At 72.2% G+C, this 22,804-nt stretch carries 20 protein-coding genes and 2 tRNA genes; 15 read left to right on the top strand and 7 right to left on the bottom strand.

Features of this window, described 5'->3' with window-relative positions:
* Positions 1 to 277: 277 nt before the first annotated feature.
* Complete coding sequence (locus ACSYGO_RS23675; RefSeq protein ID WP_432175504.1) at positions 278 to 805, bottom strand: SSI family serine proteinase inhibitor; 528 nt, start codon at positions 803 to 805, stop codon at positions 278 to 280.
* Between the two features lie 266 nt (positions 806 to 1,071).
* Here ACSYGO_RS23675 and ACSYGO_RS23670 point away from each other — a divergent pair.
* From ACSYGO_RS23670 to ACSYGO_RS23660, 3 genes are all read left to right on the top strand, one after another.
* Positions 1,072 to 1,162: transfer RNA gene (locus ACSYGO_RS23670), tRNA-Ser, on the top strand.
* 226 nt (positions 1,163 to 1,388) lie between these two features.
* Positions 1,389 to 1,461 (top strand) — tRNA-Arg (locus tag ACSYGO_RS23665).
* Positions 1,462 to 1,728: 267 nt separating this feature from the next.
* Positions 1,729 to 2,817 carry a DUF1152 domain-containing protein gene (locus ACSYGO_RS23660; RefSeq protein WP_460387539.1) on the top strand — a complete coding sequence of 363 codons (1,089 nt, stop codon included), beginning with the start codon at positions 1,729 to 1,731 and terminating at the stop codon, positions 2,815 to 2,817.
* Positions 2,818 to 2,823: 6 nt separating this feature from the next.
* Here the strand turns inward: ACSYGO_RS23660 and ACSYGO_RS23655 are convergent, their stop codons facing one another.
* Positions 2,824 to 3,252, bottom strand: a complete 429-nt coding sequence (locus tag ACSYGO_RS23655) for a MarR family transcriptional regulator (RefSeq protein WP_460387537.1) — start codon at positions 3,250 to 3,252, stop codon at positions 2,824 to 2,826.
* Between the two features lie 149 nt (positions 3,253 to 3,401).
* Here ACSYGO_RS23655 and ACSYGO_RS23650 point away from each other — a divergent pair, with 149 nt between their 5' ends.
* From ACSYGO_RS23650 to ACSYGO_RS23605, 10 genes are all read left to right on the top strand, one after another.
* Positions 3,402 to 3,782: an HGxxPAAW family protein gene (locus ACSYGO_RS23650; protein ID WP_426677150.1), complete on the top strand. Its 381-nt coding sequence runs from the start codon at positions 3,402 to 3,404 to the stop codon at positions 3,780 to 3,782.
* A 47-nt stretch (positions 3,783 to 3,829) separates the two neighbouring features.
* A complete protein-coding gene (locus ACSYGO_RS23645) occupies positions 3,830 to 4,702 on the top strand; it encodes a DUF2797 domain-containing protein (protein ID WP_426677151.1) in 873 nt (290 codons plus the stop codon).
* A 306-nt stretch (positions 4,703 to 5,008) separates the two neighbouring features.
* Entirely contained in the window at positions 5,009 to 5,359 is a 351-nt protein-coding gene (locus tag ACSYGO_RS23640; protein ID WP_426677152.1) for an antibiotic biosynthesis monooxygenase family protein, read from the top strand.
* 130 nt (positions 5,360 to 5,489) lie between these two features.
* On the top strand, positions 5,490 to 6,326 hold the full coding sequence (locus ACSYGO_RS23635; RefSeq protein ID WP_432188942.1) for an amidohydrolase family protein: 837 nt from the start codon (positions 5,490 to 5,492) through the stop codon (positions 6,324 to 6,326).
* A 124-nt stretch (positions 6,327 to 6,450) separates the two neighbouring features.
* Positions 6,451 to 7,191, top strand: coding sequence for a response regulator transcription factor (locus tag ACSYGO_RS23630; RefSeq protein ID WP_179332490.1), 741 nt, complete (start codon positions 6,451 to 6,453; stop codon positions 7,189 to 7,191).
* Positions 7,188 to 8,834: an ATP-binding protein gene (locus ACSYGO_RS23625; protein ID WP_460387534.1), complete on the top strand. Its 1,647-nt coding sequence runs from the start codon at positions 7,188 to 7,190 to the stop codon at positions 8,832 to 8,834. The genes ACSYGO_RS23630 and ACSYGO_RS23625 overlap by 4 nt, the downstream gene beginning before the upstream one ends.
* A 14-nt stretch (positions 8,835 to 8,848) precedes the next feature.
* A complete protein-coding gene (locus ACSYGO_RS23620) occupies positions 8,849 to 10,354 on the top strand; it encodes a bifunctional glycosyltransferase family 2/GtrA family protein (protein ID WP_460387533.1) in 1,506 nt (501 codons plus the stop codon).
* The gene (locus ACSYGO_RS23615) at positions 10,351 to 12,642 is read left to right on the top strand and encodes an ArnT family glycosyltransferase (protein ID WP_460387531.1); all 2,292 of its coding nucleotides are present in this window, start codon (positions 10,351 to 10,353) and stop codon (positions 12,640 to 12,642) included. Before ACSYGO_RS23620 ends, ACSYGO_RS23615 begins: the two co-directional genes overlap by 4 nt.
* Positions 12,643 to 12,932: 290 nt before the next feature.
* On the top strand, positions 12,933 to 14,420 hold the full coding sequence (locus ACSYGO_RS23610) for an MFS transporter (RefSeq protein ID WP_460387530.1): 1,488 nt from the start codon (positions 12,933 to 12,935) through the stop codon (positions 14,418 to 14,420).
* 182 nt (positions 14,421 to 14,602) lie between these two features.
* Entirely contained in the window at positions 14,603 to 15,376 is a 774-nt protein-coding gene (locus ACSYGO_RS23605) for a TetR/AcrR family transcriptional regulator (RefSeq protein WP_359494871.1), read from the top strand.
* Positions 15,377 to 16,055: 679 nt separating this feature from the next.
* Here ACSYGO_RS23605 and ACSYGO_RS23600 read toward each other — a convergent pair.
* Positions 16,056 to 16,523 carry a PPOX class F420-dependent oxidoreductase gene (locus ACSYGO_RS23600; RefSeq protein ID WP_460387528.1) on the bottom strand — a complete coding sequence of 156 codons (468 nt, stop codon included), beginning with the start codon at positions 16,521 to 16,523 and terminating at the stop codon, positions 16,056 to 16,058.
* Positions 16,524 to 16,678: 155 nt separating this feature from the next.
* Here ACSYGO_RS23600 and ACSYGO_RS23595 point away from each other — a divergent pair, with 155 nt between their 5' ends.
* Entirely contained in the window at positions 16,679 to 17,401 is a 723-nt protein-coding gene (locus tag ACSYGO_RS23595) for a GAF and ANTAR domain-containing protein (protein WP_426677157.1), read from the top strand.
* A gap of 15 nt (positions 17,402 to 17,416) precedes the next feature.
* Here the strand turns inward: ACSYGO_RS23595 and ACSYGO_RS23590 are convergent, their stop codons facing one another.
* The 3 genes from ACSYGO_RS23590 to ACSYGO_RS23580 form a co-directional block, all read right to left on the bottom strand.
* Complete coding sequence (locus ACSYGO_RS23590; protein WP_426677158.1) at positions 17,417 to 18,238, bottom strand: YceI family protein; 822 nt, start codon at positions 18,236 to 18,238, stop codon at positions 17,417 to 17,419.
* 91 nt (positions 18,239 to 18,329) lie between these two features.
* Positions 18,330 to 20,798, bottom strand: coding sequence for an MFS transporter (locus tag ACSYGO_RS23585; RefSeq protein ID WP_460389753.1), 2,469 nt, complete (start codon positions 20,796 to 20,798; stop codon positions 18,330 to 18,332).
* A gap of 93 nt (positions 20,799 to 20,891) precedes the next feature.
* Positions 20,892 to 21,389: a MarR family winged helix-turn-helix transcriptional regulator gene (locus ACSYGO_RS23580; RefSeq protein WP_426677160.1), complete on the bottom strand. Its 498-nt coding sequence runs from the start codon at positions 21,387 to 21,389 to the stop codon at positions 20,892 to 20,894.
* Positions 21,390 to 21,700: 311 nt separating this feature from the next.
* Here ACSYGO_RS23580 and ACSYGO_RS23575 point away from each other — a divergent pair, with 311 nt between their 5' ends.
* Positions 21,701 to 21,898 (top strand): hypothetical protein, encoded by a 198-nt coding sequence (locus ACSYGO_RS23575; RefSeq protein WP_388874859.1) that lies wholly within the window; start codon positions 21,701 to 21,703, stop codon positions 21,896 to 21,898.
* Between the two features lie 100 nt (positions 21,899 to 21,998).
* Here the strand turns inward: ACSYGO_RS23575 and ACSYGO_RS23570 are convergent, their stop codons facing one another.
* Entirely contained in the window at positions 21,999 to 22,781 is a 783-nt protein-coding gene (locus ACSYGO_RS23570) for a hypothetical protein (RefSeq protein WP_460387526.1), read from the bottom strand.
* Positions 22,782 to 22,804: the final 23 nt, after the last annotated feature.

The following is a 22,804-nucleotide window of genomic DNA, read 5'->3' as shown; positions in this document are numbered from 1 at the left end:
GCTTCCTCCCTGTTACCGCACCTTGCCGACCGCGGGTGCCATCTTGCCAACCGTCCCGCAGCGTGTCACGCGAGGGAGTCTACGGGCAGTGGTTGCGCTCGCGACGCCGGATGAGAGGGAGGTCGCACGCAGAACAGACGCAGAAGAGACGTAGAACCTGTGACCACGCATTTCGTCCCCGCTCCACCGGCGCGCCCGCTCCGGTCCCGGGCTCCGGTCGTCCCTCGCCCGCCCGGACCGGTCGTGGGTCCGGGCGGATGCCGGACCCGGGTTCCGGCTAGGGCCCCAGGCTGGGCAGCAGCGGTACGAGACCGTCCCAGCGCGCGATCTCGCAGCCGTCCGTGCGGTCGAAGCGCGCGTCCACGGGGCGCCCGGCCCAGGTCCCGGTGACGTGCGCGGTGGCGGGACCGCCGTACAGCATCGTGCACATCGTCCCGGGCGGCACGGGGGCGAAGGGGTCCTTGCCCCACGTGGTGTTCCGGTCCAGCTCGGCGCAGGCCTCGGCCGCGTCCGGATGGCTGCCGCCGCTGGGGTGGCAGCGCAGTTCGTACGTCCCGTCCGTGTCGCCGCCGGAGCCGTGGACGGTCACGGTCAGCCGGTCCCCGGAGTCGTCGTCCCGGGCGGGCGGGGGCATGAGGAGCGGCCGCGCGTGGACCGGCGTGCCGTGCGAGACCGGGCCGGGCGCGGACGCGACGGCCGGCACGGCGGACACCGCGGGCACGGCCGGTACGGCGGCGGAGGCGGCCGGTGCGGTGGAGAGCGCGGCGGCGGACGCCGCGGCGGTGAGAACGATTCGGTGGAGCATGCCCTGTCTAACGCCGGGCGCCCCGCACGGTTGCGCGCCGATCCGGTCACGCGTCCGCCCGCCACCCGGCCGGGCGTCCGCGGCCGGCCCCGCAAGGCGTCCGTTCCCGGCCCCGCCCGGTGCTTCGCCGCGACACCCGGGTCCACCTCGGACGGGCTTTGCTCTGCGGCCTGCCTGCCTAGTACCGTGGGGGGCGATTGGTGACACCGCGCTCGACTGTGTCATCATCTGCACGCACCACTCGCGCTCGCGCGGGCGGCTGTGCGGGAGGCGTCGCCTAGTCCGGTCTATGGCGCCGCACTGCTAATGCGGTTTGGGCCTTAAAGCCCATCGAGGGTTCAAATCCCTCCGCCTCCGCCTCAAGATCCGAAGCCCCGGTCCAGTTGGACCGGGGCTTCGGCGTTCATGCGCCCCGGACCATGGCCCCGGCGTGCCGGCGAAAGGGCCCGGAAGGGCGTTTGCCCAGCTCACAAGCGGTGCGGCAAACGGATTTCACATGGCGGCGGCAGTCATGTAATGTTCTTCCTGTCGCCGCGAGCGGGCCGAAAGGCCGGGGAGCGGAGGCGAAAGCACAACAGAACAAGCACTCGTAGCTTAACGGATAGAGCATCTGACTACGGATCAGAAGGTTGCAGGTTCGAATCCTGCCGAGTGCACATGGACAAGAGGCCCCGGAGAGATCCGGGGCCTCTTGCGTTTCGTCGATACGCCGCGCGGTGACCCGGCGCGGAAGTGCGCGGGCCCGCGGGAAAGCGCGACCGGAACCGCCGAGACCGTGGCGCCCGAATACGGAGCGGCGGAATACGGGGCGCTGGTGCGGACCCCTGGCGGTGCCGGTGCGCTCAGGGGAGTGTCGGTGCGGGTCCCCGGACGGGTGGCGCCGAGCCGTGGAGGCAGGGCCGCACTGCTCGTACGCTGAAGTCATGACGAGGCTGATCGTCGCAGCGGGAGGCGGGGGTGACGCCGTCGCCGCCGCGATGCTCGACGGCGCTCTGCACGGCGACGGGGACCGGACCGTGATCCTCACGTACGCCTGGGACCGCCTGCTGAGCGACGCGGTGCCGGGCCCCCGCGGGCCGGACCGCTTCACCGGCCTCGAACGGCTCACACCGGCGGTCCGGACCGTGCCGGGCGGGGCCCGCCCGATCGCCCCGGCGGGTTCCACGCTGCCGCGCCTGGCGGCCGCGCTCCCGCAGACGTTCGCGCTGATCGACCCGGACCACGGAGCCGAGGGCATCACCCGCCAAGTCGAAGAGCTGATCAGCCACTTGGAGCCGGACTTGATCGATCTTCTGGACGTCGGCGGGGACATCCTCGCCCGCGGCGACGAGCCGACGCTGCAGAGTCCACTCGCGGACGCGCTGACCCTCGCGGCGTGCTCCCAGGTGAACGCGTCCGTACGGCTCCTGGTGGCGGGCCCCGGGCTGGACGGCGAACTCCCGCCCGACGAGCTGCGCGGTCTGCTCGGCCCTGTCGTCCACACCTTCACGGCCGAGGACGTCGAGGCGGTCGGCACGGTCCTGGAATGGCACCCCTCCGAAGCGGCCGCGATGCTCGCGGCGACCGCCCGCGGAGTGCGCGGCGTCTGTGAGGCGGCGGGCGGCGGGCGCGCCGTGCCCCTCACGGACGAGGGTCCGACGGTGCACGAGGCGGACCTGGACGCCGCGCTCGCCCGCAGTCGGCTGGGCAGCGCGATCATGGAGACGGAGTCCCTGCGCGAGGTCGAGGCGAGCAGCCGGGAGATCTGCGGTTTCTCGGAGATCGACCGTGAGCGGGAGAGCGCCGCGCGGCGCGGCGAGGAGCCGGCGGAGGAGCTCGACGCGCGCGCCCTGCTCGGCCGGCTGGACCGGTTCGAGGCGGGGGCGCGTGACCGGGGGGTCACGCACGCGACGTTCGGCCGTCTCGCCGAGGTGCTCGGCCTGGGTGGCGCGCGGCACGACGAGCTCCGGCGGCTTCTGGCCGAGGAGCGTCCCGGGCGGTACGCGCCGCCGTTGTGGCCGCTGGCGTCGTAGGAGCCGTCAGCCGTTCGGCTCGCGCAGCTCTTCCAGGTAGTCGCTCATCAGCTCGCCCGTGCGGGTGAACAGGCCTTCGAGCAGGGACAGTTCGTTGGGGGTGTACTCGGCGAGGAGCGCGCTCAGGCGGGTGTAGTACGGCTCGTAGAGCGCCGTGACGCGGGCGACGGCGTCGGGCTGTGCGGCGATGCGGACGCGGCGGCGGTCGGCGGGGTCGGGGCGGCGGGCGACGTAGCCGACACGTTCGAGGCGGTTGAGGATGCCGGTGACGGCGCCGGTGGTGACATGAGCGCGTTCCGCGAGGTCGCCCGCCGTGAGCAGGTCGTCGCCCGCCTCCAGGACGAACCCGAAGCACGTGAGGTCGGTGACGTTCAGGTTCAGCCGCTGGGCCATCTCCTGCTGGCCGAACATGCTCGTCGCGATCAGGTGATCCATCGCGGAGAGGGTCCGGGCCGGTGTCGCGGGCGGGCGCGGCGTGCCCTGAGCCATCGATATTCCCTTACGTCGTGAGAGGTTTAGGTGCTAAATTGCTTAGGTAGTGAGGTAGGTGTGAGTTTAGTCGTCACGGCATGAGGGGGTTGCGGATGAGCCAGTGGGACGAGGGGCACACGCTCGCGGGATGGACCGGGTTCGCCATCGCCACCGTGGGCGCGACGGGCAGCGGGCTGGGCCTGTGCACCGGGAGCGCCCTGGGGCTGTGGGGTGGGCTGGGCGTCGTACTGATCGGCGCGCTGACCACGTGGGCGCTGCATCTGGCCGGCTGGGGCAAGCCGCCCGGCCGTCGGCCCGTCGACGAATGGGGCTGGCGGGTCAGGGACCTCGGCGCGCGGGAGGGGCACCCCGGGTGTCTCGGCTGCCGGCTGGCGGGACGGGGGCGGCCCGCCGGCGTCCCCGCGCGGGCGAGCGGCGACGCGGGCCGGGACGGCACCGGCACGGGTGAGGCCGTGACCGAGTCCGCTCTCTGACGGACGGGCCGGGGCCGGTGTCAGTGGCGGCCTCTACTGTCGTCGGTGTGCGGCGGGTGTGGAGATGTTCGGGTCTGCGGTGGTCGGCGGACGGGCCCGTGCTGATGTGGGGCGGCGGGCAGGGGAGCCCGCTGGTCCGCGGTCGGCGGGTGGCGTTCGCCGTGCCGGACGGCGCCGCGCGCACCTGCGTGGGGGCCCGGGGCCACGCCTGCCCGGTGCGGGCGGTCGTGCCGGGGCGGAGCACGGGCGCCCGGTGCGAGGAGTGCGCCCGGTTGGAGCGGTCGCACTCCGTGGCCGCGGACACGATGGCCGACGACCCGCGGCCGTACCACGTGTATCTGGCGTGGTTCGGTCCCGGACTCGTCAAGGTGGGGATCACCAGGGTCGAGCGGGGCACCGCGCGCCTCCTGGAGCAGGGCGCCGTCACGTTCGGATGGCTGGGGCAGGGACCCCTGATGGCCGCGCGCCGCTCGGAGGAGCTGCTGCGGGCCGCGCTCAAGGTGCCCGACCGGATTCCGTACGCCGAGAAGCGGGCGGTGCGGTCGGCGCTGCCGGGGCCCGAGGAGCGGGTGGCCGAGATCCGCGCGCTGCACGAGCGGGCGGGGCGGCTCGACGCCTGGCCCGAGTCGCTCCGGCGCCTGCCGTTCGAGCCCGTCGACCACACCGGTGTGTTCGGGCTCGCGGGGCTGCCGCCCGCGGAAGCCGTCGTGCGCGGGCTGGTCGCCGGGGGCGTGGTGAGCGGTGAGCTGCTCGCCGCCGCCGGGCCCGACCTGCATCTCGCGACGGAGCGCGGGGTCGCCGTGCTGGACACCCGGCTCATGACCGGCTGGGAGCTGACCGCCGCTGCCGACGGGGAGACGGGACTGCGCGTTCCCGTGCGGGAGTTGAAGGACGACGGGGTGCAGGACGGCCTGTTCTGACGCGCGGCGGAGCGGTGCTCTCACGAGCGGCGGAGGGGAGCCGGGGAGGGGCGGAGTCGGAGCGGACGAGCGGTGGAGCCGGAGCCGACGAGCAGCGGGGCGGGAGCCCAGGAGGTGGAGCGGGATCCCGGAGGGGCGGGACTCGGGTGGATCCGGCAGGGGCGGGACGGGGGCGGACCGGGCGGGTCCGGCAGGGGCGGGACGGGGGGCGGACCGGGCGGGGGAATGGTCAAGACTTCGATCCCTTTTGGGTCCCGTACGGAAAGGCGCTGGACGGAGCCGGGCGCCCGACCCGAGAGTGGCGACATGAGCGATCACTTCGTTGCGCCTGTCGCGGCACATGAACCTCCTTACTACGCCGTCGTGTTCACCTCCGTGCGCACGGAGGACAACGACGGTTACGACGAGACCGGTGAGCGGCTGAGCGAGCTGGTGAAGGAGATCCCCGGCTTCCTCGGCGAGGACGCCGCCCGCACGCCCGGCGGCCTCGGGGTCACCGTCGCCTACTTCCGCGACGAGGCGGCCATCGACGCGTGGCGGAACCACATGGAGCACCGGGCGGCGAAGAAGCGTGGCCGCGACCACTGGTACACGCGCTACACCCTGCACATCGCCAAGGTCGAGCACAGCCACGGGTTCGAGCGTGCCGGGCGGTAGCGGGCAGCGGACCGGCGACGGCACACCGGGCGACGGCACGGCCGGCGACAGCGGACTCCCGGTAGCCGGCCCCGGCGCCGCCGCCCCGGCCGACGCCGCCGACGTCACACGCTTCTGGCGGCGCCTCGGCCTGCCCGGCCTCGTCGACGTGCACACCCACTTCATGCCCGACCGCGTGCTGCGCAAGGTGTGGGACTACTTCGACGGACTCGGCCCGCTGACCGGCGGCGTCGAGTGGCCGATCACCTATCGCGCGGACGAGGACGAACGGCTCGCGGTGATCCGGGCGTTCGGAGTGCGGGCCTTCACCGCGATGCTCTACCCGCACAAGCCCGGCATGGCCGAATGGCTCAACTCATGGGCCGTCGGCTTCGCCCGCCGCACCCCCGACTGCCTGCACACGGCGACCCTGTTCCCCGAGCCGGGCGTGGAGAGGTACGTACGGGAGGCGGTGGACGCGGGCGCACGGGTCTTCAAGGCACATGTGCAGGTCGGGGCGTACGACCCGGGCGACCCGCTGCTCGACCCGGCGTGGGGGGCACTGGCCGAGGCGGGCGTGCCCGTCGTGATGCACTGCGGGTCCGGGCCCTCGCCCGGCAAGCACACCGGACCCGGTCCGGTCGCGGACGTCCTGGCGCGCCATCCGCGACTGCGGCTCGTCGTCGCGCACATGGGCATGCCGGAGTACGAGGACTTCCTCGACCTGGCCGAGCGGTACGAGGAGGTGCGGCTCGACACGACCATGGCGTTCACCGACTTCGCCGAACGGCTCGCACCCTTCCCGGACCGGGCACGAGACCGGCTCGCCGCCCTCGGCGACAGGGTGCTGCTGGGCAGCGACTTCCCCAACATCCCTTATCCGTACGCCCATCAGCTGCACGCCCTGGAACGGCTCGGACTGGGCGACGCGTGGCTGCGCGCGGTCTGCTGGGAGAACGGCGCACGCCTCTTCGCGATCGACGGGTGAACCGCGCCGCCCGGAACAGCCGATGATCTTCCCAGGAGTTCCCTGAGAGACTCCTGTGGGTTTCTCAGACAAATCACAGGTTCCCGAAAGGATGCTCTCAGCGGCGCCCAGCAAGGTGTCCGCTATGACCACGACCTCGCCCCAGGGGCGCACCGAACTGCTGAGGCCGGACGGGAGCCCCGTCCGCGTGCTTGTGGTGGACGACGAGTTGTCGATCACCGAGCTGCTGTCCATGGCCCTGCGCTACGAAGGCTGGCAGATCCGCAGCGCGGGCGACGGACAGGGCGCGGTGCAGACCGCGCGCGAGTTCCGGCCCGACGCCGTCGTCCTCGACATGATGCTGCCCGACATGGACGGACTGGCCGTCCTGGGCCGGCTGCGCCGCGAACTGCCCGACGTGCCGGTGCTGTTCCTCACCGCGAAGGACGCCGTCGAGGACCGCATCGCGGGCCTGACCGCCGGTGGCGACGACTACGTCACCAAGCCGTTCAGCCTCGAAGAGGTCGTGGCGCGGCTGCGCGGACTGATCCGCCGTTCCGGCGCCGCCGACCGCCGCTCCGACTCCGTGCTGGTGGTCGGCGACCTCACCCTGGACGAGGACAGCCACGAGGTGTCGCGGGCGGGCGAGAACATCCACCTCACCGCGACCGAGTTCGAACTGCTCCGCTTCCTGATGCGCAATCCGCGCCGGGTGCTCAGCAAGGCGCAGATCCTCGACCGGGTGTGGTCCTACGACTTCGGCGGGCAGGCCAACGTGGTCGAGCTCTACATCTCCTACCTGCGGCGCAAGATAGACGCGGGCCGTGAGCCGATGATCCACACCCGGCGTGGAGCCGGCTATCTGATCAAGCCCGCCGCGTCATGAGCGGACGACGACGGCCGCGTACGCAGAAGAGGCGAGGACAGCCGCGCACCCTGCGGACGCGGCTCGTCGTCGCGTCCGTGACGCTGATCGCCGTCGTGTGCGCGGTGATCGGCACCGTCACCACGATCGCGCTGCGCTCGCACCTGTACGACCAGCTGGGCGACAAGCTGCGCGAGACCGCCATGCGCGCGGCGGGCGGCCGCCTGCCGGACAAGATGGGCAGCGGCCCCGGAGCCCCCATCGGGGACACCGGCGCCCTCGACGACAGCACCACACCGAGCGGCAAGGTCCGGACCTTCGTCACCAATGGCCCGACCCAGCCGAGGACCGTCGCCGCGTACGTGGCGGACGGCGAGATCACCAGCGCGGCGGTGGCCGAGCAGAAGAACGACACCAGCGGCATCTTCAAGAGGATGAACGCCACCGAGCTCACCACGGCGCAGAAGACGGCGCTCGCCACCGTGCCCAAGGACGGCAAGGGGCACTCCGTGGATCTCCCGGGCCTCGGGAGCTACTTCGTCGAATACACCACGAACCGGGACGGCAGCGACTCGTACTACGTCGGCCTGCCGACCGCGGACACCGACGAGAACGTCAACACCCTGATCCTCGTCGAGATCAGTGTCACCGCCGCCGGTCTGGTGGCCGCCGCCATCGCCGGCTACGTCCTGGTCGGCTTCGCCACCCGCCCCCTGCGCAAGGTCGCCGCCACCGCCACCCGCGTCTCCGAACTCCCCCTGCACAGCGGCGAGGTGAACCTCAGCGAACGTGTCCCGGAGTCCGAGACCGACCCGCACACCGAGGTCGGCCAGGTCGGTGCCGCGCTCAACCGGATGCTCGACCACGTGCACGGCGCGCTGCACGCCCGCCAGCAGAGCGAGACGCGGGTACGGCAGTTCGTCGCGGACGCGAGCCATGAGCTGCGCACCCCCCTCGCCTCCATCCGGGGCTACGCCGAACTGACCCGGCGCGGCCGGGAGCAGGTCGGGCCCGACACCCGGCACGCGCTCGGCCGGATCGAGTCCGAGGCGGGCCGGATGACGCTGCTCGTCGAGGACCTCCTGCTGCTCGCCCGCCTGGACGCCGGCCGCCCTCTGCAGTTCGAGCAGACCGACCTCGTCCCGCTCGTGGTGGACACCATCAGCGACGCGCGCGCGGCCGGCATGGACCACAACTGGCGCCTCGACCTGCCCGACGAACCGGCCCTGGTGGCCGGGGACGCGGCACGCATCCAGCAGGTGCTGGTCAATCTGCTGGGCAACGCCCGCAAGCACACCCCGCCCGGCACGACGGTCACGGCCCGCGTCCAGCGGCGCGGACCGTGGATGTGCATCGACGTCGAGGACAACGGCCAGGGCATCTCGTCCGAACTGCTGCCGCACGTCTTCGAACGGTTCGCGCGGGGGGACTCCGCCCGGTCCCGGGCCACCGGATCCACCGGTCTGGGGCTCGCCATCGTGCAGGCGGTCGCGACCGCGCACGGCGGTGCCGTGACCGTCGACAGCGTGCCCGGCAGGACCGTGTTCACGCTGCATCTGCCCGCGCTCGGCCCCGCCGTGCCGCGGCCCGCCCCCGAAGCGGCGTGGTCATCGCACTCACAGGCACAGCACAGCACCACCACATGGGCGCAACAGGGCGCTTGACGAGAGTCGTTCGCATGCGAACCGACCCTTCTCCCGGCAATCTGCCGGCGCGGGAGCACCTCCCGGCCACAGACGCCGGTACGCCTGTCCTGGACGTAGTGATCCCCGTCTACAACGAGGAGAAGGACCTCCAGCCCTGTGTGCTCAGACTGCACGAGCACCTGGAGCGCACGTTCCCGTACGCGTTCCGCATCACGGTGGCGGACAACGCGTCCACGGACAGCACCCCCCGGGTGGCCGAGCGGCTGGCGGCGGAGATCCCCGAGGTCCGGTCCTTCCGGCTGGAGCAGAAGGGCCGCGGCCGGGCGCTGCGGGCCGTGTGGTCGGCGTCGGACGCGCCGGTCCTCGCCTACATGGACGTGGACCTGTCCACCGACCTCAACGCCCTGCTGCCGCTGGTCGCGCCGCTGATCTCCGGCCACTCGGACCTGGCGATCGGCTCCCGGCTGTCGCGGAGCTCCCGGGTGGTGCGCGGCGCCAAGCGGGAGTTCATCAGCCGCTCGTACAACCTGATCCTGCGCGGTTCGCTGCAGGCCCGCTTCTCGGACGCGCAGTGCGGCTTCAAGGCGATCCGCCGTGATGTCGCCCAGGCGCTGCTGCCGCTGGTCGAGGACACCGGCTGGTTCTTCGACACGGAGATGCTGGTGCTCGCCGAGCGGGCCGGACTGCGCATCCACGAGGTGCCCGTCGACTGGGTCGACGACCCGGACTCGACCGTGCACATCGTGAAGACCGCGACCGACGACCTCAAGGGGGTGTGGCGGGTGGGACGCGCCCTCGCCACCGGTTCGCTGCCGCTCGACCGGCTCGCCCGGCCCTTCGGGGACGATCCGCGCGACCGGGACCTCACCGACGTGCCGGGCGGCCTGGCCCGCCAGCTCGTCGGGTTCTGCGTCGTCGGCGGCCTGTCCACCCTGTTCTACCTGCTCCTCTACAGCGCCTTCCGTTCCTTCTCCGGGGCACAGATCGCCAACGCGCTGGCCCTGCTCGTCTCCGCGGTCGCCAACACGGCCGCCAACCGGCGGCTGACCTTCGGGGTGCGCGGCCGGGGCGGCGCCGTCCGCCACCAGGCGCAGGGCCTGGTCGTCTTCGGCATCGGCCTCGCCCTCACCAGCGGCTCCCTCGCCGCGCTGAAGGCGGCGAGCAGCGACGCCTCGCACTCCACCGAGCTGGCCGTGCTGATCGCCGCCAACCTCGCGGCGACCGTGCTGCGGTTCCTGCTCTTCCGGGCCTGGGTCTTCCCGGACCGGCGCGACGAGCGGACGTCGCACGTCGTGGCCTCGCACCGTCCGGCCTCGAACGGCCCGGCCTCGCACGGTCCGCTCGCCCCGTGCGGCCCGGTGTCGCAGGTACCGGCCCCGCACGGCCACGGCCCGCACGACCAGACCCCGCACGACCAGACCCCGCACGACACGACCCAGTTCCGCGCCGGTGAGGCCGCGGACCGCACCTGGGGGGACTCGACCATGCAGTTGCAGGCGGTGCGCCCGCACGATCACGACCCGAGGAACGCACGATGACCACTCAGCCCGACACGACCCGTCCACAGGGTGTGAGTCCCTCGTGGGAGCCGCCCACGGCGACGGCCCCGCGGCAGCCGGGCCTGCCCGCCGGCGCTCCGCCTCCCGCTCCCGGCCCGGGCTCCGACTCCGGTGAGCCCCGGCAGCCGTTCCACCGGCGCCTCTGGCGAGGCCGGCCCGAGGACCCGCGCTGGGCGCGACCCGCACTCCTCGGCCTGCTGGCCGCCACCGCGCTCCTCTACCTGTACAACCTGAGCGCCTCCGGATACGCCAACTCGTTCTACTCCGCGGCCGTGCAGGCCGGCAGCCAGAGCTGGAAGGCCTTCTTCTTCGGCTCGCTCGACTCCGCCAACGCCATCACCGTCGACAAGCCCCCGGCCTCGCTGTGGCCGATGGCCCTGTCGGTCCGGATCTTCGGTCTCAGCTCCTGGGCGATCCTCGTGCCCGAGGTCCTCATGGGCGTGGCCACGGTCGGCGTCCTGTACGCGGCCGTGCGCCGTCGCTTCAGCCCCGCCGCCGGCCTGATCGCGGGCGCGGTGCTCGCGCTCACCCCCGTCGCCGCGCTGATGTTCCGGTTCAACAACCCGGACGCGATGCTCGCGCTACTCATGACCGTCACCGTCTACTGCGTCATCCGCGGTCTTGAGGACGGCCGGACCAAGTGGCTGGTGTGGGCGGGCGCCGCGGTCGGCCTCGCCTTCCTCGTCAAGACGCTCCAGGCCTTCCTGATCCTGCCGCCGCTCGCGCTGGTGTACGCGGTCTGCGCACCCGTCTCCCTGAAGAAGCGGTTCGGGCAGCTCGGTCTGTCCGCGCTCGCCATGGTCGTCTCCGGCGGCTGGTGGGTCGCGATCGTGGAGCTGTGGCCCGCGTCCTCCCGCCCGTACATCGGCGGCTCGCAGAACAACTCCTTCCTGGAGCTGACCTTCGGCTACAACGGCCTCGGCCGCATCAACGGCGACGAGACCGGCAGCGTCGGCGGTGGCGGCGGAGGCGGTGGGACCGGTCAGTGGGGCGAGACCGGCTGGGACCGGATGTTCAACTCCGAGATCGGCGGCCAGATCTCCTGGCTGCTGCCCGCCGCGCTGATCCTGCTGGTCGCCGGGCTCGTGCTCACCCGCTCCCGGTTCCGTGCGGGCGACGGGACCGCCGCCCGCGCCGGGCGTACCGACCTGGCCCGCGGGTCGTTCCTCGCGTGGGGCGGTGCGCTGCTGATGACCGCGGTCGTCTTCAGCTACATGGCCGGCATCTTCCACCAGTACTACACGGTGGCCCTCGCCCCCTACATCGCCGCCGTCGTCGGCATGGGCGCGACGGTCCTGTGGGAGGAGCGGTCCAGGATCTGGGCCTCGCTCAGCCTGGCCGGCGCGGTCACCGCGACCGCCGCCTGGGGGTACGTCCTCCTCAACCGCACGCCCGACTACCTGCCCTGGCTCAAGTGGCTGGTCCTGGTCGGCGGACTGGCCGGTGCGCTCGGCCTGATCTTCGTCACCCGGATCGGACGCCGGCTCGCCCTCGCGGCGGTGGGGCTGAGCGTGCTGGCCTCGGTCGCGGGTCCGACCGCGTACACGCTCTCCACGGTGGACACCGGGCACACCGGTTCCATCGTGACGGCCGGTCCCGCCGGCGCGAGCATGATGGGCGGGCCCGGTGGCGGCCGTGGCGGCGGTGGCATGCGCGGCGGCTTCGGCGGCGGCATGCCGGGCCAGAACCAGCAGAACGGCAACGGCAACACCCAGCAGGGCGGCGGCATGGGACAGCCTCCGACCGGCGGCTTCCCCGGCGGCGGCATGCCGGGCCAGAACGGCAACACCCAGAACGGCAACGGCACGGGCGGTCAGGGGCAGAACCAGCAGGGCGGTCCCGGTGCGGGCGGCATGGTCCGCGGCGAGGGCTCGATGGGCGGAGGCGGCGGTGCCGGCGGGCTGCTGAACGGCGCGAACGTCAGCTCCGCGGCCAAGAAGCTGCTGGAGAAGAACGCGGACGACTACACCTGGGCCGCCGCGGCCATCGGCTCCCAGAACTCCGCCAGCTACCAGCTCGCGACCGGCAGGCCCGTGATGGCCATCGGCGGCTTCAACGGCACCGATCCGTCTCCGACCCTGGCCCAGTTCAAGAAGTACGTGGCGGCAGGAAAGATCCACTACTTCATCTCCGGCGGTGGCATGGGCGGCGGCATGGGCGGTGGCTCCGGCTCCTCGTCCCAGATCAGCTCTTGGGTCACGGCCAACTTCAAGAAGGTGACGGTGGGGTCCGCGACGTTCTACGACCTGACACAGCGCAACGGCTGATCGCGGGCCGATTGCGAGGGTCGGGCGGTGGCCCGGGGCGGTTCTGCTCCGGGCCACCGGTCTGTGTGGGGGTGGGGGAGGGGGCGGGGCTGTGTGGTGGGTTCGGGCCGGTGGGCTGGGGGTGCGTCGTGGGTTCGGGCCGGTGGGCTGGGGGTGCGTCGTGGGTTCGGGGCACCGGTCTGTGTGTGTGGTGGGTTCCGGCCCGGGGGCCGCAGGGGGCCGCGGGGGGCTTCGTGGTGGGGCGGGAAACCAGCTGTACGCTGTATGAGTCTTGTTCTACGGTGTAAAGCATGTCAACCGTTCCGGCTCCCCAGGGCCACCCCCAGCGATGGCTGATCCTCGGCGTCATCTGTCTCGCGCAGCTCACCGTGCTGCTCGACAACACCGTCCTGAACGTGGCCATCCCCTCCCTCACCCGGGAGCTCGGCGCGGCGACCTCCGACATCCAGTGGATGATCAACGCGTACTCGCTGGTGCAGTCCGGGCTGCTGCTCTCAGCGGGCAGCGCGGCCGACCGCTACGGCCGCAAGAAGATGCTGATCGCGGGCCTCGCGCTGTTCGGCCTGGGGTCGCTCGTCGCCGGACTCGCCGACTCCACCCCGCAGTTGATCGCCGCGCGGGCGGGCATGGGCGTGGGCGGCGCGCTGCTGCTCACCACCACCCTCGCCGTCGCGATGCAGATCTTCACGCCCGACGAGCAGCCCAAGGCGATCGGCATCTGGAGCGCGGTGAACGCCCTCGGCTTCGCCGCGGGGCCGTTGCTCGGCGGCTTCATGCTCAACCACTACTGGTGGGGGGCGATCTTCCTGATCAACCTGCCGGTGGCCGCGCTCGGTCTCGCCGCCGTGGTCGCCCTCGTGCCGGAGTCCAAGGCCCCTCGCGGGGACCGCCCCGACCTGCTCGGCGCGCTGCTGTCCACCATCGGCATGACCGCGCTCGTCTACGCGATCATCTCCGGGCCCGAGCACGGCTGGACCTCGGGACGAGTGCTGCTGACCGCGGCGGTCGCGCTCCTGGTGCTCGGCGGCTTCGCGTACTGGGAGTCCCGGATTCCCCACCCCATGCTCGACCTGCACTTCTTCCGGGACCGGCGCTTCACCGGCGCCGTCGCGGGCGCCGTGCTCATCACCTTCGGCATGGGCGGTGCGCTGTTCCTGCTCACGCAGCACCTCCAGTTCGTCCTGGGGTACGGGCCGTTGGAGGCCGGCCTGCGGACCGCTCCGCTCGCGCTGTCCGTCGTCGCGCTGAACTTCACCGGGCTCTCGGCGAAGTGGACGGCGCGGCTCGGCACGCCCCTGTCCATCGCGCTCGGCATGGTGCTGATGTCGGCCGGACTCGTGTCCGTCGCGACGCTGGCCGGGCACGGCTACGGCGGCACGCTGCTCGGGCTGCTGCTCATCGGCGCGGGCTGTGCGGTGGCCAATCCCGCCATGGCGCACGCGATCATGAGCGCGATCCCGCGGGAGAAGGCGGGCGTCGGCGCCGGGATCAACGGCACGCTCGCCGAGTTCGGCAACGGCCTGGGGGTGGCGGTGCTCGGCGCCATCCTCAACTCGCGGTTCGCGGCGCTGATTCCGGTCGCGGCCACGTCGCTGCCGGCCGCGCTGTCCTCGGCGGGTTCGGGGGACGAGCGGGAGCGGATCACGGACGCGTTCTCGTCGGGGCTGGAGACCAGCCAGTTGGTCGGTGCGGTCGCGGTGCTTCTCGGCGGGCTGCTCGCGGCCGCGTTGCTGCGGCGGGCGGAGAGGGCAGACTCCGCGGTGGCGGTCTCCGCGTAGCGTTTTCGCGCGGCGCTCTTCGGGAGGTCTTCTTCGCGAGGTCTTCTTCGCGAGGGTGCTCGCGCGTGGCGCTGCGCGATCTCCGTAGCGGTTTCGCCGAAACGCGCGCTTAGCATCATGTGGGAGGGCGGACCGGGGAATTCCGGACCGTCCCGCGGTACGAGCTCCGAGGAAGGTGCGCCATGGTGAGGGCAGCCGACCGGGCCAAGCGTCCGGCGCGGACCAGTGTCTGGCTGGAGGGCAAGGCGTCCCGGGGCGGGTCGGCCCGCGGTGGCGGCCAGCCGTCGGGGCTCGACCGGGAGCGGATCACCGAGGCCACGGTGCGGCTGCTGGACGCGGAGGGTCTGGCGAAGTTCTCCATGCGGCGGCTGGCGGCGGAGCTGAACGTCACCGCGATGTCCGTGTACTGGTACGTCGACACCAAGGACGACCTGCTCGAACTCGCCCTCGACGCCGTCTTCGGTGAACTGGGGCTGCCGGATCCGGAGTCGGGCGAGGACTGGCGGGAGCAGCTGCGCGCGCTCGCGGTCGGGTACCGGGCGCTGCTGGTGCGTCATCCCTGGGTGTCGCCGCTCATCGGCAACTTCCTGAACATCGGGCCGTGCTCGATGTCCTTCTCGCTCTGTGTGCAGCAGGTGGTCCGCAACACCGGGCTGCCGCCGCACGGGCAGATGGGGGCGCTCTCGGCCGTCTTCCAGTTCGTCTACGGCTTCGGCACGATCGAGGGGCACTTCGTGCAGCGCTGCGCGTCGGCGGGGATGTCGCAGGACGAGTACTTCCGGCAGGCCATGAGCACGATCAGCGAGCAGCCGCAGTTCGCCGCCAACCTGGCGAGCGCCGCCGATCTCATGGAGGCGCGGGGTGGTGACACGGTCGAGGAGATGCGTGAGCGGGACTTCACGTTCGCGCTGGAGATGCTGGTCGCCGGGATCGAGACGATGGTCGCCCGGGGCTGAGCGTGGCCGTTTCGGCTCCGGGCCGGTGGGCCTGGCCTCGCCTCTGGTCCGGTGGGTGGGTCGCGCCTTCGGTGCGGTGGGTGGGTCGGGTCCGTGCCGGTGATCCGCCCGTTGCAGCCGTCGTGTGGTCCGGTGGATCAGTGCGGTGGGTTCGTGTCACCGTCCGCAACGGGCATGTGATGCACCGGCACGGCCCCTTCGGTGACAGGGCGACTGCGGGCGCGTCCGGGGCACGGCCCCTGCGGGGAGAGGGCGACTGCGGGTGCGTCCGGGTTACGGCCCCTGCGGGGAGAGGGCGACTGCGGGTGCGTCCGGGTTACGGCCCCTGCGGGGAGAGGGCGACTGCGGGTGCGTCCGGGTTACGGCCCCTGCGGGGAGAGGGCGACTGCGGATGCGAGTGGGGCTGGGGTCCACCCTCCGGTAGCTCTCGCTCTGCTCCGTCCCGCTCCGTCCCATCCCGCTCCGCTCCGTCCCGCTCCGTCCTGTCCCGCTCCGTCCCGCTCCGCTCCGACTCGCCCTCGCTCCGCCCCGTCCCGCCCCGTCCGCTTGAGGGCAGAGAGCCACCTTCCAGCCCGTCCGGCGTTTGAGGACGAGGCCGTCTAGGCCGAACGGGGGTGCGGGGGCGGAGCCCCCGGGGGTTCGGGTCGGGTAGGGGCGGAGGGGGCGAGGGAACCCGGGGTCAGTCCTGGGACAGGTGCGCGGGGAAACCGCCCGTCGCCACCGGCCCCCACCGCGTGGGGGTGACGCGAATGATCGACTTCCCCTGCTTCCGCATCGCCGCGCGATACTCGTCCCAGTCCGGATGCTCCCCAGCGATGTTCCGGTAGTACTCGACGAGCGGCTCGACGGAGTCGGGGGAGTCGATCACCTCGGCCGTACCGTCGACCTGGACCCAGGGACCGTTCCACTCGTCGCTCAGAATGATCAGGCTGACCCGCTCGTCGCGCTTCGCGTTGCGGGTCTTGGCCCGCTCCGGGTAGGTCGACACGACGATACGGCCCGAGTCGTCGACACCACAGGTCAGCGGCGAGCCCTGCGGGCTTCCGTCGGCACGGCGGGTCAGCAGGACGGCGCGGTGCCGGGGACGCACGAAGTCCAGCAACTCGTCCCGGGAGACACCGGTGTTCGTCGCGATGTTGGGAGCCATGCGGACAGCCTACGGCGCGGGCGCGGACGGCAGCCGTGGCAGCCTCCCGGCGGGTCGCGCCCGGCCGCGCCGGAACGGCTAAAGTGCTGCTCGTCCTGTGCTCGCAGTCAGGAATGTGCTGCGGAGCTCTCCTGCGCACGGCCGCTCGGCCGTGCATGCCGAAGAGGTTCGTGGTGACTGCGTCCGAGTTTTCTGAATTGTCCCGTTTTGCGGCGGGTGTTGAGCTGGCCGAAGCACTGACGGCGGCCGCTCAGCGACTGCACGAGACGCCGAGCCCCCACGGCACCCTGCGCACCGCGGCCCGGCTCGCCGTGCACCTGCTGCCCGGTGCCGAGCACGCCGGCATCTCGGTCATCGAGCGCGACACGCACCGGACCCTCGTGTGGACCGACGAGGTCGTGCGTCTGGCCGACTCCCTGAACACGGGCCGGGAGGACCATCCGTACTGGAGCCGGCTGTGGACCGCGCCCGTCGCCGGCATCGAGGACAGCGCGTCCGCGGACGGCGGGCTCGGGCTCTCCGGTCTTGGGCTGCGCTCGGTGCTGTCGCTGCGGCTGCGCGCCGACCGGCGCCGGATCACCGTACTGACGGCGTACGCGCGCAAGCCGCGGGCCTTCGACGACTCGGCCACCCGGATCGGCCGGCTGTTCACCGCGCACGTCAGCATCGCCCTGGAGTCGGCGACGGTGCGCGAACAGCTCACCGAGGCCATGCGCACCCGCGACCTGATCGGACAGGCCACGGGCATCCTCATGGAGCGGCTCGACACCGACGCGGCGGAGGCCTTCGACAGCCTGGTGCGGATATCCCAGCGGGAGAACGTCAAGCTGCGCGAACTGGCCCGGCGGATCGTCGACGCGGGCCGGGGCGACGCCTGAGCCGGGCCCGGCGGCTCAGGCGGCCGGCAGCGACTCGCCCTGCACCGCCTGGATGTCCAGCTCCACCTTGAGCGTCGTACCGATCGCCGAGATGCCTGCCTGGACCACCTGGTTGTAGTTCATGGCGAAGTCCTCCCGGTGGAGCTCGGCGGTGGCCCGGAAGGCGGCGCGCGTGCCGCCCCACGGGTCGGCGCCGGTTCCGAGGTAGGCGAGGTCGAGATCGACCGGGCGTACGACGCCGTGCATGGTGAGCTCGCCGTGCACCGTCCAGCGGTCGGAGCCGGCGGGGCTCACCCCCACCGACCGGTAGGTGATCACCGGGTACTGCTCGACGTCGAGGAAGTCCGGCGACCTGAGGTGCCCGTCGCGCATGCCGTTGCCGGTGTCGATCGACGCGGCGGAGATCGTCGCCTCGACCCGGGACTTGGCCACGTGATCGGGTGCGATCTCGATCGTGCCGGAGAAGTCGGTGAAGCGGCCGTGGACGCTGGAGATCCCGAGGTGCTGGGCCACCGCGCCGACGGAGGAGTGGGCCGGGTCGATGGTCCAGGGGCCGGGCGGCGGGAGTTCGGTGCCGCCCTGCCGGGCGAGGGTGACCTGGCCGATCTCGGCACGGCCGCTCGCCGTGACGATGGCGCTGGACGCGGCGGGCGCGTATCCGACCGCGGTGACGATCACCGTGTAGGCGCCGGGGGCCAGGGCGGTGGTGTCCTGGACGGCTCCGTCCGCGTCGGCCTCGGCCCGCACCACCTGGCTGCCCGTCGTGTCGGTCACCGTGACGACCGCGTGCGACACGGCCCATCCGTCCCGCGTACGGATCTTCGCGGTCAGTCCCATGGTCAAACTCCTCGCGATGCTGCAATGAGACCGGCCCGTGGGGGCGCACCTCCGCTCAGAGTGCGCGCGTCCCCACGGGCCGGGGTTCGAACTACTCGCCGGGGTGGGCGAGTTCGATGGTGTGGTCGTCGACGCCGGAACCGTTGACGGTCAGCGCCGTCGCCACCGGCGGGTAGCCCGTGGCGATGACGGTGTACTCGCCGCCGTCCAGGTCGGTGAAGGCGTACGCGCCGTCCGCACCGGTCCTGGCCGTGCCGACCACGTTGCCCGCCGCGTCCACCAGGGTCACGCGGGCGTCCGCGAGGGGACCGAACGGCGCCCGTACGACGCCTTGGACCTGGGCACCCGCGCTGAGCTCGACCTCGACCCGGGTGACCCCGGTGCCGCCGACCTCGACGGGCAGGGCCTGCGGACGGTGGCCCGCCGCGTTCACCGCGATGGTCACCGGGCCCGGGATCAGCTCGGCGAAGGTGAACTCGCCCTGCTGACCGGTGGTGCCGGTGGCCAGCACATCACCGCGCACGTCGGTCACGATGACCATGGCGTCCTTGACCGGGGTGCCGCTGTCGGCGGCCCGCACGACACCGCTCAGCCCGCTCGTGCCGCTCAGCAGGATGTCGTAGGCGACCGGCTCGTCGTTCACGACGATCGTCGAGGCCTGCGGCTGGAAGCCGTCGGCGGACGCGATCAGGACGTAGGAGCCGACACCGGGAGCGTCGAGCGCGTAGGAGCCGTCGAGCTGTGCGACCGAACGTCCCAGCTGGCGTCCCGCGAGCGAGATCAGCGTGACGGCGGCCTGCGGGACGGGGGAGCTCTCCGCGCCGCGGACGTAGCCGCGGACCGGTATGCCGCCGGACGCGGGCAGCGGGGTGGCCCCCTGCGTCGCGGTGGCGACGGCGGCGAGCCGCTGGGTGCCCTCGGGGGCGGTCTCCGCGTCCGACCCGGCGACGGCCGCCGCCCAGCTCGGGATCTTCTCGGCGGGGGCCTCCGCGGCGGGCGCAGCGGCGGCGGTCGCCTCGGCGGCCGGGGTGCCGGTCTGCTCGGCCGCGGCCTGGGCCAGTGCGCCCGAGGTCCGCAGCGGGACCTCCTTGATGAACAGCACGATCAGGAAGGCGATCAGCGCCATGCCGGCGGCGATCATGAAGACGTCCGCGATGCCGTGGCCGTACGCGCTCTCCATCACGGTGCGCAGCGGCCGGGGCAGCTTGTCCATGTCCGGGATGCTCGCGTCGGAGCCGGAACCGGCCAGGGAGGCGTACTTCGGGCCGAGGTCGGTCAGGCCGTCCTTGACGTAGTCCGTGATCCGGTGGGCCATGATCGCGCCGAGCGCGGACACGCCGATCGCACCGCCGAGGGAACGGAAGAACGTCACCGTGGAGCTGGCCGCGCCGAGGTCGGCCGGCGTCACCTGGTTCTGCGTGGACAGCACCAGGTTCTGCATCATCATGCCGATGCCGAGGCCCAGCAGCGCCATGAAGATCGCGATGTGCCAGTAGGTCGTGTCGTAGCGGATGGTGCCGAGCAGGCCGAGGCCCGCCGTGACCAGGAGGCCGCCGGTGACCAGCCAGACCTTCCACTTGCCGGTCTTGGTGATGACCTGGCCGGAGACCGTGGAGGAGACGAACAGGCCGCCGATCATCGGGATGGTCATGACGCCCGACATCGTCGGGGACTTGTCGCGGGCCAGCTGGAAGTACTGGCTGAAGAAGACCGTGCCGGTGAACATCGCGACACCGACGAAGAGGGACGCGAGGGACGACAGGGTGATGGTGCGGTTGCGGAACAGCCGCAGCGGGATGATCGGCTCGCTGGCCTTCGACTCGACCAGGATGAACAGCAGACCGAGGACGACCGCGCCGCCGACCATCGCGTAGGTCTGCCACGAGATCCAGTCGTACTTGTCACCGGCGAAGGTGACCCAGACCAGCAGCAGCGAGACCGCGGCGGAGATGAAGAACGCGCCGCTCCAGTCGACCTTGACCTCGCGCTTCACGACGGGCAGGTGCAGGGTCTTCTGGAGCACGATCAGCGCGATGACCGCGAAGGGCACACCGACGTAGAAGCACCAGCGCCAGCCGAGCCAGCTGGTGTCGGTGATGACACCGCCCAGCAGCGGTCCGCCGACGGTTGCGACGGCGAACGTGGCGCCGAGGTAGCCGGAGTAGCGGCCGCGCTCACGCGGGGAGATCATCGCGGCCATCACGATCTGCGCGAGGGCGGACAGACCGCCGACGCCGATGCCCTGGACGACACGGCAGGCGATGAGCATGCCGGCGTTCTGGGAGAGACCGGCCGCGGCCGAGCCCAGCACATAGATGATCAGCGCTATCTGGACGAGCGCCTTCTTGCTGTACAGGTCGGCGAGCTTGCCCCACAGGGGCGTCGCCGCGGTCATGGACAGCAGGGCGGCCGTGACGACCCAGGTGTAGGCGGACTGGCCGCCGCCCAGGTCACCGATGATCTCGGGGAGCGCGTTGGAGACGATCGTCGACGACAGGATCGCGACGAACATGCCGAGCAGCAGCCCGGAGAGCGCCTCCATGATCTGCCGGTGCGTCATCGGGGCGCCGTCGGCGGCGCCTCCGTGCTTGGCGTGAGAGCCCCGCACACCGGTTGGTGTGGTCGTTGCCATGGGCTTCCTTTTCTTACGTACTTACGCGGGTGTACGGGTGGTCAGTTCTGTTGCGTCTGTCGCATGCGGGTGCGGAGGCCGCGGTGTGGCCCGGCAGTCGCCGAAGCTCTCGCGCAGCCGGCCCATGAGCTCGATGAGCAGTCCGACCTCGTGGTCGGACCAGTCGCTCAGCCGGTCGGCGAGGAGTCGCGACGTGCGCAGGGACAACTCGTCGAGCTGCTCCTGGCCCGCGACGGTGAGGCGCAGGATGCGTGAGCGCTTGTCGGCCGGGTCGGGGAACCGTTCGATCCAACCCCGGTCGGCGACGTGCGCGACATGGCGGCTGGTCACCGACATGTCCACGGAGAGAAGCTCCGCGAGCCGGCTCATCCGCATCTCGCCGTTGTGCCCGAGCAGGGTGAGCACGGCGGCGGACCCCCCTGGGCAGTCGGGCGGCAGGATGCGGCCCATGTCCCTCTTCACGGCACCGATGGCGCTGAGCTGACGAGCCAACTCCTCGTACTGCTCCTGCCCGGCCATCGCACCTCCCGTATTCGTTGCTTAGGGCAACCATAAAAAGGTTGGTTGCCGCAGGCAAACTAAATGGGGCCCGCCGGGCTAAAAACTTGGCAAAGGTAAGTATTGGCGAACGTAAACCCGCAGGTGGGGACGGGTGCCTTCGTTTCGCCTCGCCGTGAGCCCCACGGGCGGTCCGTCGGGCCGTATCGGCGGACCCGCGCGGACAGGGGCGGACGGGGGCGGCCGGCCGCAGGGCCGGGAAGCGCGTCACGTGCGATGAAGGGGAACCCGGCACTTGGGCAGGCCCCGCGTATTCGCTAGGGTCCTGGCTCATGGCTAACACCCAGGGCCCCGAGGGCAACTACGACCCCGCGGGCAGCACCCAGATGTTCCGCGCCTTCGTCGACGAGGCCCCCCAGGGCCGGCAGCAGCAGGCGGCCGCTCCGGCGGGTCCCCGCGTCGGTCTGATCGTCGGCGTCGTCCTCGCCGTGGCGGTCGTGGCCGCCGTGGCCTGGCTCGCGCTCAAGTAGTCCGGCCGGCAGCTGTCCCGGGCCGGACGGACGGCCCGGGGAGGGCTGCGCAACGGCCCGGGCACGCCCTCGTGCCCCTGACGGCCGGGCCCGCCTCGGCCTACTTCCAGTGGACGGACACGTCCTGCGTCTCGATGTGCATGCCCAGGGGCACGCGCCAGGCGTCGACGCACACCGTCCACGTCTTGTCCTTCTTCGCGCCGGCGGCGATCGGCGTGGGGAGGTCCTCGGACGACTCGATCGTCGCCCAGTCGATCCCGAGTGCCCCGATGATGTGCGTCCCGAAGGTCACCGTGCCCGAACGCACCGCTGTCCCACCGCTGTTGCGGAAGGAGACGGTCACCTTCTCGCACCACCGCCGATCGGTGGCCTCGCGCCTGGGATCGCCCACGCCGAGCGCCGCGGGCGCCGCGGACCCGCCGGGCGCCGTGGACGATCCGGACGGGGGCGTGGCGGGCGACGACGGGCCCTGGCCGGAGGCCCCGCCCGAACCCGTGCCCGTGCGGCCCGGTCCGCCGGTCCCGGACGACGGGGTCGACGTGCTCCCGGAGTGACCGGAGGCGGCGGGGCCCGGAAGCCCGCCGGACGAGCCCGAGCCGGGCGCCGACGCCGTGACGTCCGCTCCCCCGGAGTCCGCACCCTGCTTGCCGCCGGCCGTCCCGGAACCCTCGGCCGCGCCGTCCAGCGGCATCAGTGACACGTCCCCCGTGGGGGCCACGACGGCTCCGGAGGCCCCGGGCGTCCCCCCGGCGGCCCCTACGGCGACATAACCGTCGCCGTCCCCGCCGCTCCCGCAGGCGGCCAGGACGGCACCCAGGCAGACCACGGTCGCCGAGGCGGCCACAAGGGCACCACGGCGACCGCGTATCGACTCTCGACGCATCGCGCCAGTGTGGCTGACGATCC

This window comes from Streptomyces krungchingensis (assembly GCF_054729265.1).
The sequence above is the reverse complement of the archived record's forward strand: the minus strand, read 5'-3'. Positions and strand labels throughout refer to the sequence as shown.

Bases quoted from the DNA above. Each gene is read 5' to 3' on its own strand.
- ACSYGO_RS23605 (WP_359494871.1), top strand. From the start codon at position 14,603: ATGGTGAGGGCAGCCGACCGGGCCAAGCGTCCGGCGCGGACCAGTGTC.
- ACSYGO_RS23675 (WP_432175504.1), bottom strand. From the start codon at position 805: ATGCTCCACCGAATCGTTCTCACCGCCGCGGCGTCCGCCGCCGCGCTC.
- ACSYGO_RS23620 (WP_460387533.1), top strand. From the start codon at position 8,849: ATGCGAACCGACCCTTCTCCCGGCAATCTGCCGGCGCGGGAGCACCTC.
- ACSYGO_RS23585 (WP_460389753.1), bottom strand. From the start codon at position 20,798: ATGACGCACCGGCAGATCATGGAGGCGCTCTCCGGGCTGCTGCTCGGC.
- ACSYGO_RS23640 (WP_426677152.1), top strand. From the start codon at position 5,009: ATGAGCGATCACTTCGTTGCGCCTGTCGCGGCACATGAACCTCCTTAC.
- ACSYGO_RS23600 (WP_460387528.1), bottom strand. From the start codon at position 16,523: ATGGCTCCCAACATCGCGACGAACACCGGTGTCTCCCGGGACGAGTTG.
- ACSYGO_RS23570 (WP_460387526.1), bottom strand. From the start codon at position 22,781: ATGCGTCGAGAGTCGATACGCGGTCGCCGTGGTGCCCTTGTGGCCGCC.
- ACSYGO_RS23660 (WP_460387539.1), top strand. From the start codon at position 1,729: ATGACGAGGCTGATCGTCGCAGCGGGAGGCGGGGGTGACGCCGTCGCC.
- ACSYGO_RS23575 (WP_388874859.1), top strand. From the start codon at position 21,701: ATGGCTAACACCCAGGGCCCCGAGGGCAACTACGACCCCGCGGGCAGC.
- ACSYGO_RS23650 (WP_426677150.1), top strand. From the start codon at position 3,402: ATGAGCCAGTGGGACGAGGGGCACACGCTCGCGGGATGGACCGGGTTC.
- ACSYGO_RS23590 (WP_426677158.1), bottom strand. From the start codon at position 18,238: ATGGGACTGACCGCGAAGATCCGTACGCGGGACGGATGGGCCGTGTCG.
- ACSYGO_RS23595 (WP_426677157.1), top strand. From the start codon at position 16,679: ATGCCGAAGAGGTTCGTGGTGACTGCGTCCGAGTTTTCTGAATTGTCC.
- ACSYGO_RS23625 (WP_460387534.1), top strand. From the start codon at position 7,188: ATGAGCGGACGACGACGGCCGCGTACGCAGAAGAGGCGAGGACAGCCG.
- ACSYGO_RS23580 (WP_426677160.1), bottom strand. From the start codon at position 21,389: ATGGCCGGGCAGGAGCAGTACGAGGAGTTGGCTCGTCAGCTCAGCGCC.
- ACSYGO_RS23610 (WP_460387530.1), top strand. From the start codon at position 12,933: ATGTCAACCGTTCCGGCTCCCCAGGGCCACCCCCAGCGATGGCTGATC.
- ACSYGO_RS23615 (WP_460387531.1), top strand. From the start codon at position 10,351: ATGACCACTCAGCCCGACACGACCCGTCCACAGGGTGTGAGTCCCTCG.
- ACSYGO_RS23630 (WP_179332490.1), top strand. From the start codon at position 6,451: ATGACCACGACCTCGCCCCAGGGGCGCACCGAACTGCTGAGGCCGGAC.
- ACSYGO_RS23655 (WP_460387537.1), bottom strand. From the start codon at position 3,252: ATGGATCACCTGATCGCGACGAGCATGTTCGGCCAGCAGGAGATGGCC.